Annotated in this window: 13 protein-coding genes and 1 pseudogene; 6 read left to right on the top strand and 8 right to left on the bottom strand. The window is 65.2% G+C overall.

Annotation, left to right across the window (positions count from 1 at the left end; all coding sequences use genetic code 11):
• Nucleotides 1–748 precede the first annotated feature (748 nt).
• Both EC86_RS0118440 and EC86_RS0118435 read left to right on the top strand, forming a co-directional pair.
• Nucleotides 749–1,246, top strand: coding sequence for a phosphatidylglycerophosphatase A family protein (locus EC86_RS0118440; protein ID WP_036773518.1), 498 nt, complete (start codon nucleotides 749–751; stop codon nucleotides 1,244–1,246).
• Nucleotides 1,243–1,764, top strand: coding sequence for a CinA family protein (locus EC86_RS0118435; RefSeq protein ID WP_029527329.1), 522 nt, complete (start codon nucleotides 1,243–1,245; stop codon nucleotides 1,762–1,764). Before EC86_RS0118440 ends, EC86_RS0118435 begins: the two co-directional genes overlap by 4 nt.
• Before the next feature lie 9 nt (nucleotides 1,765–1,773).
• Here the strand turns inward: EC86_RS0118435 and EC86_RS0118430 are convergent, their stop codons facing one another.
• The 3 genes from EC86_RS0118430 to EC86_RS0118420 all read right to left on the bottom strand — a co-directional run bounded on the left by EC86_RS0118430 (nucleotide 1,774) and on the right by EC86_RS0118420 (nucleotide 3,422).
• On the bottom strand, nucleotides 1,774–2,052 hold the full coding sequence (locus tag EC86_RS0118430; protein ID WP_029527328.1) for a hypothetical protein: 279 nt from the start codon (nucleotides 2,050–2,052) through the stop codon (nucleotides 1,774–1,776).
• 5 nt (nucleotides 2,053–2,057) lie between these two features.
• Complete coding sequence (locus EC86_RS0118425; RefSeq protein WP_029527327.1) at nucleotides 2,058–2,501, bottom strand: OsmC family peroxiredoxin; 444 nt, start codon at nucleotides 2,499–2,501, stop codon at nucleotides 2,058–2,060.
• Nucleotides 2,502–2,636: 135 nt separating this feature from the next.
• Entirely contained in the window at nucleotides 2,637–3,422 is a 786-nt protein-coding gene (locus EC86_RS0118420; protein WP_051676056.1) for a spermine/spermidine synthase domain-containing protein, read from the bottom strand.
• A gap of 165 nt (nucleotides 3,423–3,587) precedes the next feature.
• Between EC86_RS0118420 and EC86_RS0118415 the strand changes: the two genes are divergently transcribed.
• Complete coding sequence (locus EC86_RS0118415; protein ID WP_029527325.1) at nucleotides 3,588–4,454, top strand: class I SAM-dependent methyltransferase; 867 nt, start codon at nucleotides 3,588–3,590, stop codon at nucleotides 4,452–4,454.
• Between the two features lie 144 nt (nucleotides 4,455–4,598).
• On the opposite strand, the pseudogene EC86_RS30580 reads toward EC86_RS0118415, so the two are convergent.
• Nucleotides 4,599–4,814, bottom strand: a pseudogene (locus EC86_RS30580) (transposase); the annotation flags it as partial.
• Nucleotides 4,815–5,107: 293 nt separating this feature from the next.
• Nucleotides 5,108–5,266 (bottom strand): hypothetical protein, encoded by a 159-nt coding sequence (locus EC86_RS28970; RefSeq protein WP_156955357.1) that lies wholly within the window; start codon nucleotides 5,264–5,266, stop codon nucleotides 5,108–5,110.
• 255 nt (nucleotides 5,267–5,521) lie between these two features.
• Between EC86_RS28970 and EC86_RS0118410 the strand changes: the two genes are divergently transcribed.
• From EC86_RS0118410 to EC86_RS0118400, 3 genes are read left to right on the top strand one after another with little or no spacing between them, the layout of a single operon-like run.
• The gene (locus EC86_RS0118410; protein ID WP_051676055.1) at nucleotides 5,522–7,528 is read left to right on the top strand and encodes a multicopper oxidase family protein; all 2,007 of its coding nucleotides are present in this window, start codon (nucleotides 5,522–5,524) and stop codon (nucleotides 7,526–7,528) included.
• Between the two features lie 40 nt (nucleotides 7,529–7,568).
• On the top strand, nucleotides 7,569–8,228 hold the full coding sequence (locus tag EC86_RS27160; protein ID WP_051676054.1) for an SCO family protein: 660 nt from the start codon (nucleotides 7,569–7,571) through the stop codon (nucleotides 8,226–8,228).
• Nucleotides 8,225–9,886 (top strand): c-type cytochrome, encoded by a 1,662-nt coding sequence (locus tag EC86_RS0118400; protein WP_029527322.1) that lies wholly within the window; start codon nucleotides 8,225–8,227, stop codon nucleotides 9,884–9,886. Before EC86_RS27160 ends, EC86_RS0118400 begins: the two co-directional genes overlap by 4 nt.
• A gap of 231 nt (nucleotides 9,887–10,117) precedes the next feature.
• On the opposite strand, the gene EC86_RS0118390 is transcribed toward EC86_RS0118400, so the two are convergent.
• From EC86_RS0118390 to EC86_RS0118380, 3 genes are all read right to left on the bottom strand, one after another.
• Entirely contained in the window at nucleotides 10,118–10,423 is a 306-nt protein-coding gene (locus EC86_RS0118390) for an addiction module antidote protein (RefSeq protein ID WP_029527321.1), read from the bottom strand.
• 9 nt (nucleotides 10,424–10,432) lie between these two features.
• Complete coding sequence (locus EC86_RS26305) at nucleotides 10,433–10,642, bottom strand: type II toxin-antitoxin system RelE/ParE family toxin (RefSeq protein WP_232229935.1); 210 nt, start codon at nucleotides 10,640–10,642, stop codon at nucleotides 10,433–10,435.
• Nucleotides 10,643–10,773: 131 nt separating this feature from the next.
• Nucleotides 10,774–13,614, bottom strand: coding sequence for an Hsp70 family protein (locus tag EC86_RS0118380; protein ID WP_029527320.1), 2,841 nt, complete (start codon nucleotides 13,612–13,614; stop codon nucleotides 10,774–10,776).
• Nucleotides 13,615–13,651: the final 37 nt, after the last annotated feature.

Below are 13,651 nucleotides of genomic sequence, written 5' to 3'. Positions count from 1 at the left end.
TCAGTCAAGCCAAGCTTCCTGAAAAAGTGTCAGACTTTTTCGCAGAACGTGTAGGACTGAAGGAAGTCTAAATTTGAAAAAATCATTAAAAACCGAATTTTTCAAATTCGTACTTTGCTTACGATTTTTCGCATTGCCAGTCCAGAGTAACCAGGCAAGCTGCGGTAGCGCTTGCCAAAAATAGCCTGGCATGAATGACCGGAACCTTTGCTGGCAGTGCTGCCAATGCGGATGAAAAGGTCAAACGGCTGATGAAAACTCCATGGCGAAACCGCTTTTTGGCAGGCGTTTGATGACCCGCCGCAGAGGGTTTCGAGCCGTAAAAAATGTTTTCTCCATCGTTTATTCGCTCGCAGTGAATTTGATGGATTGAAGTCGTCAAATTCTTTTTTTTAATCAATTTAAAATAGTAATTACTTTTAATTTCAACTCAGCAAGGCAGAGAACCGCGTCGGACATCTGCTTTTCAACTGAATTAATGCAACTAATAAAACTATTTGTTCCACCAGGCTGCCGGTCGCATGTCGCTGGCGGGCAATGGGGATTGCTGCCGCGCGCATCCGCAACGTACCAAAGAGGGTCCGGATTTCGGGCGGGCGCAGGCACGTTGCTGGCGCATGCCCGATCAGCCCATCTTCGTGATAATCCCGGCATGCTTGATCACGAACTGCCTCTTGACCCTCCGCGGGTAGCCAGCCAGCCGTCTGGCCCTGTGAGGCTTGCCCCGTTGCGGCCCACCGCCAAGTTCATGCTGGCGCATCCCGCGCATTTCATCGCGCTGGGCTTCGGCTCGGGGCTCAGCCCGGTGGCCCCCGGAACGGCCGGCACGCTGTGGGCCTGGCTGTCCTTCCTGGCGCTGCAGCGCTGGCTGTCGCCGCCACAGATCGGCTGGCTGATTGCCGTGTCGATTCCGCTGGGCTGGTGGGTTTGTCTGGTTACCGCGCGCAATATGCGGGTGCTCGACCCCGGCAGCATCGTCTGGGACGAGATTGTCGCGTTCTGGGCGGTGCTGTGGCTGATCAATCCGGCCGGTCTGCTCGGGCAGGCCATCGCCTTTGCGCTGTTTCGCTATTTCGATGCCGCCAAGCCCGGCCCGGTCGGCTGGGCCGACCGGCTGTCGCACGGCGTGGACCCGGCCACGAGCCGCAACGCCTGGACCTGGGCAGGCTTTGGCATCATGTTTGACGACTTGGTGGCGGCCGGCTGCACGCTGCTGGCGATTGCGCTGTGGAGGTTTTTCGCATGATTGAAACGCTATTAAAAAAAGAGCATCAAGCGTCCGCTCCTGTTGCGCAAACGGTCGATTTGTCTGCTATTTTGCAAAAGAAAGGATGGTTCATGGCCACCGCCGAAAGCTGCACCGGCGGCCTGATCGCGGCGGCCTGCACCGACCTGGCCGGCTCCAGCAACTGGTTTGAACGCGGTTTTGTGACTTATTCGAACGCTGCCAAGACCGAACTGCTGGATGTCGATCCTGAGCTGATCGAACGCCACGGCGCCGTCAGCGAGGAAGTCGCGCGCGCCATGGCGCAGGGCGCGGTGGCCCGTTCGCACGCGCAGGCGGCGGTGGCGGTGACCGGCGTCGCCGGCCCGGGCGGCGGCAGCGCGGACAAGCCGGTCGGAACGGTGTGGTTCGGCTGGGCCACGCCAGGCGGCACGGTCACTGAAATGAAGCGCTTTGACGGCGACCGCGCCAGCGTGCGCCAGGCCACCGTGATCCATGCGCTGGCAAGGCTGCTGGAACTGCTGGCCCTGCCCGCCTGAAGCCGCAGCCTATTCGAAGGCCGTCACGCTGACGCCGTGCTGGCCGGAAAACGCCTTCAGGATGCCGGCAAGCGGCGCATCTTCCAGGGTGGTGGTCAACTCGACCAGCTTGTTGCCGCTGCCCTTGTGGCTGTCGCTGACCAGCACTTCGGCTTCGCGGTCCTGCGCCGCGAGCAGTTGCTGCAAGGTGGCTTGCAGCGAGTCCATCAGCTGATCGCGCTGCGCTTCGCTGCGGCTGGAATCGGCCGGGTACTGAACCTCGAACGAGAAATTGGTTTTCTGCGCCATGGCGTTCAGCGCGCGTTTTCAAGCCTGGCCGACAGCGTGATCTCGGGCACGCTGGCCAGCGCCCTGGACAGCGGGCAGGCCTTCTTGGCGCCCTCGGCAATCTCCTGGAACTGGGCTTCGGTGATGCCGGGAACGACGGCGGACAGCGTCAGCGCAATGCGGTCGATCACAAAGCCGTCGCCCTCGGCCGTCAGCCGCACCTTGGCCTGCGTGTCCACGAGTTCGGTGGCAAAGCCGGCCTTGTCGCAGGCAAACGAGAACGCCATGGTGAAGCAGGCCGCATGCGCGGCGCCCAGCAGTTCCTCGGGATTCGTGCCGCGCCGGTCGTCTTCGAAGCGGCTGCCAAATCCGTAGGGGTAGGCCTTGAGCGCGCTGGTTTCGGTGCTGATCTGGCCCTGGCCCTTTTTGCCCTGGCCCTGCCAATGAACGGATGCGGTTTTTTCAGTCATGTCTATTCCTTTAGGGTTGAAAAAGCGCGCTGAAGCACGCTGATACCCCAGTGTGCGTGCCAGCCTGCGGCCAAAGCGTCGGACAAGGCCGCAAACGCCGCTTGCAGGCTTCCTACAACTGGCCTGCCCTTCCCTTCAGCGGTCGTCGCCGGTGTCGAGGTTTTTCATCTGCCAGAGCATGCGCGCCAGTTCAGGCTTTAACGTTGCCCGCGCCTGGGCATCGAGCCCCGCCAGGCTGGCGCCCAGGTTCAGCGCCTGCGGGGAAATCGGCTCGCCCTTGCGGGCAAACACGATGGAATTGCTCTTTTCCAGTGTCATGATCTCGACCGCGTTGCCACCAAAGCTGCGGCGGATGCGCTCGAACAGCAGCGGGTAGTCGGGATGGTCGTAATGCAGGTTGACGGCCAGCACGCCGCCGTCCGGCAGGGCCGCCAGGCAGTCGTCGTAAAAGCGCTGGCTGCACAGCGCGGCGGGCTGACCATTGTGGTCAAAGCCATCGACCAGCAGCACCGCATAACGTGGCGCATGGGACTGCAGATACATCGCGCCGTCGGCCGCCAGCACCTCGAAGCGCTCGCCATCAGGCGGCACCTGGAAGTCGTTGCGCAGTGCGATCACATGCGGGTTGATCTCCAGCACCGTCATGCGGCTGGCGGGCAGGAAGCGGTGGCAGAACTTGGCGATCGAGCCGCCACCCAGCCCGATCATGCCGATGTGCGCGGGGGCCGGGTTGAAAAGCAAAAAGCCCATCATGGTGCGGGTGTAGTCCACCTCCAGCGCGCAGGGGCTGTCCAGGCGCATGCGGCTTTGCAGCTCGCCCATCGTGAAATGCAGCGACCGGGACGCGCCGTCGTCGAGCACGAAAGGCCGGGCATGCTGAAGCGACAGGAAACCGCCCGGCAGCGGCGGTTCAATGGTCATGGCGCAGGGGCGGGATCTTCAAGGGCATCGTGTCTTTCTGGGCGGCGGCAGGTCGGTGCTGATTATCGACGCGCCGCCAGCGGCCACGCCCTGCAATGGCGGCTTGCGCGGGCTGCGCTTTGGTAGCAGACTGGCGGGACCGCAATCCACCCGCAGGAGGTCCGCATGGCGCCAGCCAGCCCCGAACAATTCAAGGACGCCGTCCGCCAGGCGTGGGACGAGTCGGCCAGCGGCTGGAACCACCAGACACCGGCGATCCACAACTGGCTCGCCGCCCCCACGGCGGCGCTGCTCGGCGCGGCGCGGATCGGCCTGGGCATGCGGGTGCTGGACGTTGCCGCCGGCGCGGGCGACCAGACGCTGGCCATTGCCCACCGGGTGGGCGAAGGCGGCCGGGTGCTGGCCACCGACATTTCCCCGGCCATCCTGCAGTTCGCCAGCGAGAATGCGCATGAAGCCGGGCTGGCGCAGGTGCAGACGCGAGTGTGCGACGCCGAAGACCTAGCGCTCGACGAAACCGGTTTTGACGCGGCCGTGTGCCGGCTCGGCCTGATGCTGTGCCCGAATCCCCTGGGGGCGCTGCGCCAGATGCACCGGGTATTGCGCCCGGGCGGGCATGCCGCCGTGTTGGTCTTCTCGGAGCCGCAGCGCAACCCGTGCCTCGGCATCCTGATGACCACGGCTTGCCGGCATGCGGGTTTGGGGCCACGCGATCCGTTCACGCCGGGCGGGCTGCTGAGCCTGGGCAAGCCAGGGTTGCTGGAAGACTATTTTCAACAGGCCGGATTCACCGGCGTGGCCACGGAGCGGATTTACGCGCCGTTCCAGCTGCCGTCGGCGCGCGACTACTTGCACTTTGTCCGCACGTCGGCGTCGCCCATCGTGCAGATCTTGAACCACCTGAACCCGCAAGCCCGCGAAGCCGCATGGGAAGACATGGAGGAGCAGCTGGAGGTTTTCCAGCTGCCCGACGGGGGCTGGGAAGGGCCGAACGAGTTGCTGCTGGTCCACGGCATGCAGCCGGTTGGTTGAGAGCGGGAAAGCGGTAGCTGGGACACGGCTATAGGGTCTTGTATTGGACCGCTGGCTGATCTGATGCGCCTGGCAGCACGTCGAGTCCATCATCACCTCCTTCATGTCGGGCTGCTGCACGCCCAGAAAATGACGTTCGAAGTGCGCCTTGTCGCACCAATAAACCCAGCGCTGATGCACCATATTCCACTTCCCCATCCGCTCGGCAAGGTCGCGCCAAGGCGTGCCCGTGCGGGCCATCCAAAGCAGTGCATTGAAAAAATCCCTTGGTTTCCCTCCGAGACGACCTTGGCAAGGCGGTAGCTGTGGGGCAATACGCTCCCACTGCCCATTGGTGAAGGTGTGGCGGGCATGCGTCATTCTGGTCAAACCGGGTGATTACCTCACTGAAGCGGCACCCAGACGATGCTGTGCCGCAGCGCCCCAGAAGCGCACCTCCGTGGTGAAAAAAATTTCTCCACCGGCTTGTGCAACATCAGTACCTCAAACTTTCCGAACACGGTATAGGTTTCATCAAGTTACATTTTTTGCATATTGGAATTTCCACATTCATTCCTGTCGGCAGCTCCGGTGCAAGCTCAAAGCGCTGGTGCTAATCGTTATTCAGCCTGATGCACACGATCAGTGAATGCAAAGTCACCGGGTATTTTTATTCACTGCATCCATCCTGAATCGGTAGCTGGCGTTGCTGCAAAAAATAAATCCTTTTGAATCAACAACTTAGAATTTTTAAAATGCTGATTTTTTGATGCTGGCGGCAAAAAGCAAGAGTCAGCCTCACGCAAGGTTTTGATCTCAAAGATATTTTTCACGCAGATTTAGGCAACAGCGCCGGGTAGCTCTACAGGGCATTGACCACTGTCAACGTTGGCAAGAAACTGAATTCAGCGCGGTTATTAGAAACATATTCAAGGCAATTGTTTGAATATGTTTTGCCCTCGCTGATGCTCCCGATGAGACCGGCACCTCGATGGGTGAACTCTTGTCTGGTTTTTTAAGGTTTTAAGACCGGCTGCCGTGCGCATTGGGACACGCGGGCCGGGAAATCAATTGACAAGAGAACAACCATGGCCTCATCCAGCAGCAACGATCATGACCTCATTCCCGCCGATGCGGACAACACCGGCCAGACGAAGGTCACCAATCGCCGAACATTTCTCGCCGGCGTGGTAGCCGTCGGCGCCTCAAGCCTGACCGGCCTGAAAGCCCATGCGCAGTTGGTCACTGCGACGACCGCTGGGACCGTATCCTTCAGCCCCACTGTCAGCTTGCCAACGGTGGCGCAGGGCATCGGGCCGGTCACGCTAGCCGCGCCCGGCACGGCGGTGACGCTGCTCGACGCGGCGGCCCATCCCAAATTCAGGGAGACCCTGCCCAATCCCCTGAGCGCCATCAACCGCTTCGCTCCCAGCGCAGGCCTGGCCAGCTACAGCCTGCAGATCAAGGAATTCAACTCGAATATCGGCCTCGTCGATGGCAGGAACAAGCCGCTGACCACGGTGCTGTGGGGTTACGGCACCGCCAGTCAGGCGCCGACCTCGCCGGCACGGACCTTCGCTGTGCGATCCGGCTCGAGCATTCAGGTCAGCTATGTCAATTTACTGCTCAATGGCAGCGGCGCGCCGCTTGCGCACCGGCTGCCGATTGACACCACGCTGATGTGGGCTAACCCGGGCAATCTGGGCGGCCAAGCTCCGGTGCCGCTGGTGGCGCACCGGCATGGCGGCGGCAGTGCCGATACCGCTGCCGACGGCCTGCCCGATGGCTGGTCCACGCCCGATGCCAACCGCGACGGAACGCCCGACTTCCGCGGCCGCCTGTACAGCACGCCCTACCTCTTCAACAACACGCAGGAAGCCGGGCACCTGTGGTTTCACGACCATGCGCTGGGCGTGACCCGGCTCAACGTCAGCATGGGCCTGGCCGGCAATTATTTGATCCGCGATGCCAATGAGGATTACCTGATCGAGCGCGGCATGTTGCCCTCGCAGGCTTACGAGCTGCCGCTGCTGATCCAAGACCGGATGTTCGATGCCAGCGGCAAGGTGCATTACCCGTCTTCGGACCTGGCGATGTATCCCAACGCGCCGGCCATCACCCACCTGCCCGAGTTCTTTGGCGACTTCGTCCTCGTCAATGGCGTGCCCTGGCCCAAGTGCGAGGTCGAGCCGCGCCCCTACCGGCTGCGCCTGCTCAATGGCTCGGATTCGCGTTTTTACGACCTGAAGTTTGAACGTGCCAACGGTAATGCGCTCGGCTTCCACCAGGTCGGCACCGAACTCGGCCTGATGGACGCGCCCGTTGCGCTGAACCACCTGGTGCTGGCGCCGGGCGAGCGCGCCGATCTGGTGATCGACTTCGCCGGCCTGGCCAATCAGACCCTGACGGTCGGCAATTGCGCCAACAGCCCCTTTCCCAACGGCGATCCGGTGGACCCGCTGACGGCTGGCAAGATCATGGCCTTCAAAGTCAGTTTGCCGCTTAACCGCGATGTGCGCCCGTCCGTGCTGCCGGTTTACCTGCGCCCCATCCATGGCTTGCTGCCAGCCCTGCGCACGGCGGGCGTGGCGAAGCGCAAGCTGATGCTGTTTGAAGGAACCGACCCGCTGGGCCGCCTGCAGACCATGCTGGGAACGGTCAATCCGGCAGCGGGCAATCCGGCAAACCCGGCCTTTGGCACCTTCTTCTATGCTGACCCGGTGACCGAGACCATGGCCGCTGGCAGCACCGAAATATGGGAATTGCACAACGCCACCGTGGACGCGCACCCGATTCACCTGCATCTGGTCGATTTCCGCATCCTCAGCCGCCAGCCCTTCACCGGCACCGTGGTTGACAAACCCATGGGGCCTGGCGGCAGCTACGGCGGCGGCTACCTCACCAAGATCGCCATGTCCGGCGCTGCGCGCCCTGCCGAACCCAACGAGGCGGGCCGCAAAGACACCGTGATCAGCTATCCCGGCGAAGTCACACGCATCTTGGTGAACTTCGCGCGACCGGGTGAATACGTCTGGCATTGCCACATCTTGTCGCATGAAGACCATGAAATGATGCGCCGCTTCATCGTCACCTGAACGCTGCCGAACCCATCGACCCCACGCCAAGGAACCCCTCATGCATCGCTTTTCACCGCGGGTCCGCCGCGCGCGGCGGATTTTTCTCACGGCCTTTGCGGCCGTGGCCGGATTGATCGCTGGATCGACCGCCGCCTCTGCCCACCAGGGCCCGCACACGACGCCACCCGCGAGCGGCGCAGCGACCGACGCTGGCGCGCTTTCACGCAGCATCGTTCAGGTTCGGCTGCCGTCAGTGCCGGTGCGCCTGCACAGTGGCAGGCTCAGCGCCTTCGACGCTGCGCTCGACAGCAGCCGGCCTGTGCTGCTGAACTTTGTGTTCACCACCTGCACCGGCATCTGCCTGCCGATGTCGCAGGTATTCGCCGCCACCCAGGAGCGCCTGGGCAGCGCGGCCGGCCAGGTGCAGATGGTCTCCATATCGGTCGATCCGGGCCAGGACACGCCGGCGCGCCTGGCAGAGTACGCCGGCCGCTTCGGTGCCGGGCCGCAGTGGAGCTTCCATACCGGCAGCCAGGGTGCGATCGATGCGATACAGCGCGCCTTCAACGTCTATCGCCCCGACAAGATGGGCCATACGCCGGTCACCTTTGTGCGACCGCTGGGCGCGCGCCAGTGGGTGCGGCTCGATGGCTTCGCCTCACCGGACCGGCTGATCCGCGAGGCGCAGGGCCCGCTGCTTGCAGCCGCCTCGCCATGAACCAGGCCTGGGCGCTCATGGGGCTGGCCCGGCGCAGCCTGGCAGCCACGGCGCTTGTTTTGGCGGCGCTGCCCGCGCCTGCCACAGCCGCCGCAGGCAGCGATCAGGCGCTGCTCGATGTGCAGCGCGGCGAGCGCATCTACCGCGACGGCACGCTCGCCGACGGAGCGCCGCTGCACGGCACCCGAATCGATGGCGTGCGCGTGGCCGGTGCATCGGCCGCCTGCATCAGCTGCCACCGGGCCAGCGGCGTAGGCGGCGCCGAAGGCAACCAGCTGATTCCGCCCGTGATCGGCGCAGTGCTGCGCGCGCCCGGCCAGCGCGCGGCAGAGCGCATTGGCCGCGTGGCCAGCGGCGTGACGCGCAGCGAGCACCCGGCGCACACCCGCGCCGCCTACACGGCGGAAAGTTTCGCGCAGGCGCTGCGCACTGGCGTGGGCGCGTCCGGCGCCGCCATGGGCTACCTGATGCCGCGTTACGAACTCGATGCAGCAGCGCTGGCGCAACTGCTGGCCTACCTTGACACGCTGTCGCTGGGGCAGGCTCCGGGCCTCGGCGACAAGTCGCTGCACCTGGCAACCATCGTCACCGCCGACGCCCCCGCCGATCAGCGCGAGGCCACCCTGAACATCATCTCGCGCTGCCTGGCAGAACGCAGCCCCCGCGCTACCGGCCAGCCCCATGCGCTAAGGCCCTGGCAGCACCATGTGTGGCAACTCGGGGCCGACCCGGCGCAGTGGCCGCAGGAACTGGCAAAGCTCCAGCACCAGCAACCCGTCTTCGCCGTCGTATCGGGCGTCGGCGGCGGCAGCTGGATACCAATCCACCAGTTCTGCGAGCGCGAAAAAATGCCCTGCGTCCTGCCCAACACGGCAGCCGTGGACGACACGCTCGCATCTCATTGGTCGTTTTACTTTTCGCGCGGCGTGAGTCTGGAAGCCGCCACGCTGGCCGAGCGGCTGGCCGATGAAGCACCGGCTGGCGGTTGGCGCCGCATTGTGCAGCGCAGCGATGACACCGAGGCTGCGCTGCTGGCGGTGCAGGCTCTGAACCGACGGCTGCGCGAGTTGGGTGTCACGGCCGAAATTGAGCAGCAGTTGCACGATCCGCAAGCCGACCGCGCTCTGGGTGCCGCACTGACCGGGCGGGACGCGCTGGTGCTGTGGCTCAAGCCAAGAGCGCTGCGCCATTTCACCGAGACGGCCCCCCCGCCGCGCGCTGGCCGGGTCATCGTCTCTGGCGAGCTGGCCGGTCTTGACGCAGCCCCGCTCGCCATGGCTTGGCGCAAGCGCGCCTGGATGGTTTACCCCTATGCGTCGGCAGAACGCCGAAGCGACACGGTAGTGCTCAATACCGGCCACTGGATGTCCCGCCAGGGCCTGCTGCTGCAGCCCGAACTAAGCCGCCTGCAGGGCAATACTTATTCGGCCTGCGAAGTGAGCGTGCGTGCGCTGCAGACCATGCGAGAGCGTTATTCGCGCGAGTATTTTGTCGAGTTGGTCGAAGCCGCAGACGAAGCCGCTATCGCGACAGCCTACCCGCGCTTCACACTCGGGCCCGACCAGCGCTACGGCTCGAAGGGCGCTTTCATCATGCAGTACAAGGCACCCGACTTCACCCGGCTGACGGCTACCGGCGACTGGATCGTGCCGCGTTAGCGTGACGTCGCACGCTAGGCCGTTTTCGGAAAGTTCAGTGAAGCCACTTCATGATTCCAGCGATGTGCAAAAAGCCCAGAAATCGGATATCGAGCTTGTCAAAGCGGGGTGCTACACGACGAAAGACCTTCATGCCCTGGAAAAGGTTTTTAATCAATTGCAGCACTGACCCCCATGCTGGCGCCAAAAAAGTTACCGCGCAGCCGGTTTGATGCACTGAGCGCGACTTACTCAGCCTTGCCGCGCCATTGGCTGCGCTGCCAGCCGCAGGCCCAAGGCGTGCATCACCTTCAAAATAGTGGCAAAGCTGGGGTTGCCCTGCCCTGACAGTGCCTTGTAAAGGCTCTCGCGCCCCAGGCCGGTGTCCTTGGCCAGTTGCGTCATGCCGCGTGCGCGGGCAATGGTTCCCAGCGCCTTGGCAAGAAAGGCGGCATCGTCGCCCGCCTCTTCCAGGCAGGCCGCAAAGTAGGCGGCAATGTCTTCCTCGGTCTTGAGGTACTCGGCACTGTCGTAAGGAGTGGTTTGGGTCTTGCTCACCTTGGGATCCTAAAGGTTTTGCGCCAGTTGCAGCGCTGTCTGAATGTCCTTGGCCTGGGTGCCCTTGGGACCGCCGGCCAGCAAAATCACCAAGGTGCCCCCGCGCTCGGTGTAGTACAAGCGCCAGCCGCTGCCAAAGTGCAGCCGCAACTCGCTCACCCCGGCGCCCACGGGTGCCACGTCACCGGGATTACCGTCTTGCAGGCGATCAATGCGCACCTGAATCCTTGCCTTGCCCTGACTTGACGGTCGGACAGGGATTCAAGCCACACCTCGAACTCGTCGGTTTTCTCAAGCTGCTTCATGGTCTTACTGTATCCCATTTTATACAATACAAGACAAGACAGGTATCACCCCATCAGCCTGAGCCCCGGCGGCAGCGATTCGCCAAGCATGCGTCGTTCGGTGGCTTCGTCGAGTTCGACTTTCTGCGCCACCATCGCCAGCCACGGCGCGGGCGCGTGAATCGCCCTGAGGCGCCCCAGGACCTGCTCGCGCAGCGCGGGCGACAGGTCCCGGACCCGGTCGTCAGTCACGCGCGCCAGGTTGACGGTGGCAAAGGCGGCGGCCTCCAGGCGCTTCCAGTCGAGCGCCAGCAGGGCATCAATCCAGGCCGAAGCCACATCCGCCGGCACCACGTCATGCGGACTGCCATGAAAAGGCTCGCGCGCGCCGATGCGGCCCAGCGCCCACAAATACAGGCTGTCGTCGGCGCTGTCGCCCGGGCCTGCGCGCTGGCGGGCCGGCGGCGCGGCGGCGGATTTCTGGATGCGCGCCAAGAGCCATTCGCCGACTTCAGCCTTGTAGGCCGCCGGAATCCGTTCCAGCGACGCGCCCAGGCGCAGCATGTCGCCCTGGCTGCCGCTGACCGGCCTGGCGCCTTCCAGGCCGTCCGCGCCCTCTTCGCTGATCTGCAGGTTGAAGGCAAAGTCGTCGAGCAGTCGCAACTGCCCGGCGGTGTCCAGCCCGCCGGCCACGCGCCGCCACAGCGTCCACCATTCGGCGCCGACCTGCCGGTCATTGGGATGCTGCACGCCCAGCGGCAGCAGCGTCCACAGCTGCTGCACCCGCCAGGCGTCGAGCGGGTCGCCAAAACCGGGGCGCAGGCCGTAGCCGGCCAGGTTCAGCCAGACGCGCTCATGCGCCGCGCTGCGGCGCCGGCCGCGTTCGCGCTGCCACAGCGCGTCGAACAGCTGGCGCAGCACCGGCGTGGTCCACTGCGCGCGGTCGCCAAGCAGGCGCTCCAGCTGCGCGCGCAACTGCGTGACTTCCTTCTGGCTGACCTGCTGCTTGTTGGTGCCGAAGATGCGGTCGATCTGGGCGATGGCCTGCGCCATGCGCACTGCCATCTGGCGGTCTGGCGCGTCAAGGCTGGCGGCATCGGCCAGCGGCTGGCGCAGGTCGAAGGCCAGCAGCCAGCGCTGGCGCGCATCAAGCTGGGACACGCAGTGCAGTTCCAGCGTGCCGACGTCGGTCAGCGCGACGGCCAGCTGCACGGCGATGTCCTGCCGCGCCGGCTGGCCGCTGTCGGCGGCGCCCGGGTCGGCCTGCAGCACCATGACGATGGGCGGCAGCCGCACCAGCGCGTCCTCGTCGAGCGTGACCAGTTCGCCGGCCTGCGCCAGCGCCTGGCCCGCGCCCTCGGCCACGGCGCTGAACAGCTGGAAGCGCACCGGCTGGCCGACGCGCAGGGCAAAGCTGCGGCCGGCCAGCAGCGCCTCGTGCCCCGGCTCGCTGCCGCGCGGCAGGATGCAAATGCCGCGCGCCTTGCCGGATTCCTTCGCCTCGTCGAGCCGCAAGAAGTAGCTGCGCGCCGAGCCGCCGCCGATGCGTGGCGCCAGGCCGCGCTGCGACAGTGCATGGGCGACCGCGCCGCGCGCCACCGCCACGTCGGGGTTGTCGTTGTGCAGCAGGCGCAGCGGCGCGCCGCGCCAGTCGCCCAGCGTCTGCGCCAGCCGCCGGGCCAGGGCATCGGCGCGGAACACGCCGCCGTTGAGCAGCAGCGCGTCGGGCAGGCCCGGGCCATGCTGGCGCAGGAAGGCGGCGATGTGGCGCGTGATGGCCGCGTCGCGCGCGTACGGCAGGCCAAAGGCGACGATGCCGCTGCGGGCCTGCACCGGCTGCGCGTCAAGCCCGACCTGCGGAAAGAAACCATCGACGATCAGGCGCTCGACCTCTTCGCGCTGGAGTATCACCGTGCGGCTGCCGCCAACCAGTTTGGCGCCGCCGCCGAGCAATGTGACAGGCACCTGCTCGGGCGCGTCATGGGCGAGCAGCGTTTCCTTGGCGGCGCGGCAGCGGTCCATCAACTGCGCCAGCCGGGGGGCCGACAGTGGCGCGCCCGGCGAGCCGCCCATGCGCGCCTCCACGGCGTGCGCCAGCGCCAGGTCCATGTTGTCGCCGCCCAGCATCAGGTGGTTGCCCACGCCGACGCGCGTCAACCGGGGCTGGCCACTGGAGCCATCCAGTTCCACGTCGATCAGGCTGAGGTCGGTGGTGCCGCCGCCGACATCGCAGACCAGCACGCGCCGGGTCTGCGCCAGTTCCCCGGCGAGCCGGCCCTGGTGGCGCAGCAGCCAGTCGTGGAACGCCGCTTGCGGCTCCTCCAGCAGGCGCAGCAGCGGCAGACCGGCCAGCCGGGCTGCGTCAAGGGTCAGGGCGCGGGCGCCTTCGTCGAAGGACGCCGGCACGGTCAGCCGGAGTTCCTGCCGCTGCAGCGGGCTGTCCGGAAAGCGCGCGTTCCAGGCCGCGCGCACATGGCGCAGGTAGCTGGCGCTGGCCTCGACCGGCGAGATTTTCGGCACGCCGTCGGGCGCGCCCCAAGGCAGGATGGGCGCCAGCCGGTCGACCGCCGCATGCGACAGCCAGCTCTTGGCGCTGGCCACCAGCCGGCCCGGCACCTGCGCGCCCAGCCGGCGCGCGAGTTCGCCAATGACCACCGGCGGCTGGCCGGCGTTGCCGCTTTCGGCAGGCCACGGCAGTTGCAGCGCGGTGGCGGCCAGCTCTCCTTCGGCCGCGTGGTAGCGCACCGAGGGCAGCAGCGGCAAGGCGGCGACTTCACCGGGCGCGACCAGCTGCGCAATGTCGAACACGCGGATATCGGCCGGTTCGCCCTGCCCCGCCACCAGCGGCGCATAGGCGACGACCGTGTGGGTGGTGCCCAGGTCGATGCCGACGATGTAGTGGCTCATCAGGTGGGGCGCTTCAATTCAATGCCTTGGCGTGCGA

Source organism: Polaromonas glacialis, assembly GCF_000709345.1.
Lineage (GTDB): Bacteria > Pseudomonadota > Gammaproteobacteria > Burkholderiales > Burkholderiaceae_C > Polaromonas > Polaromonas glacialis.
Note: the sequence above shows the minus strand (reverse complement) of the source record. Positions and strands in the feature narration are given on the sequence as shown.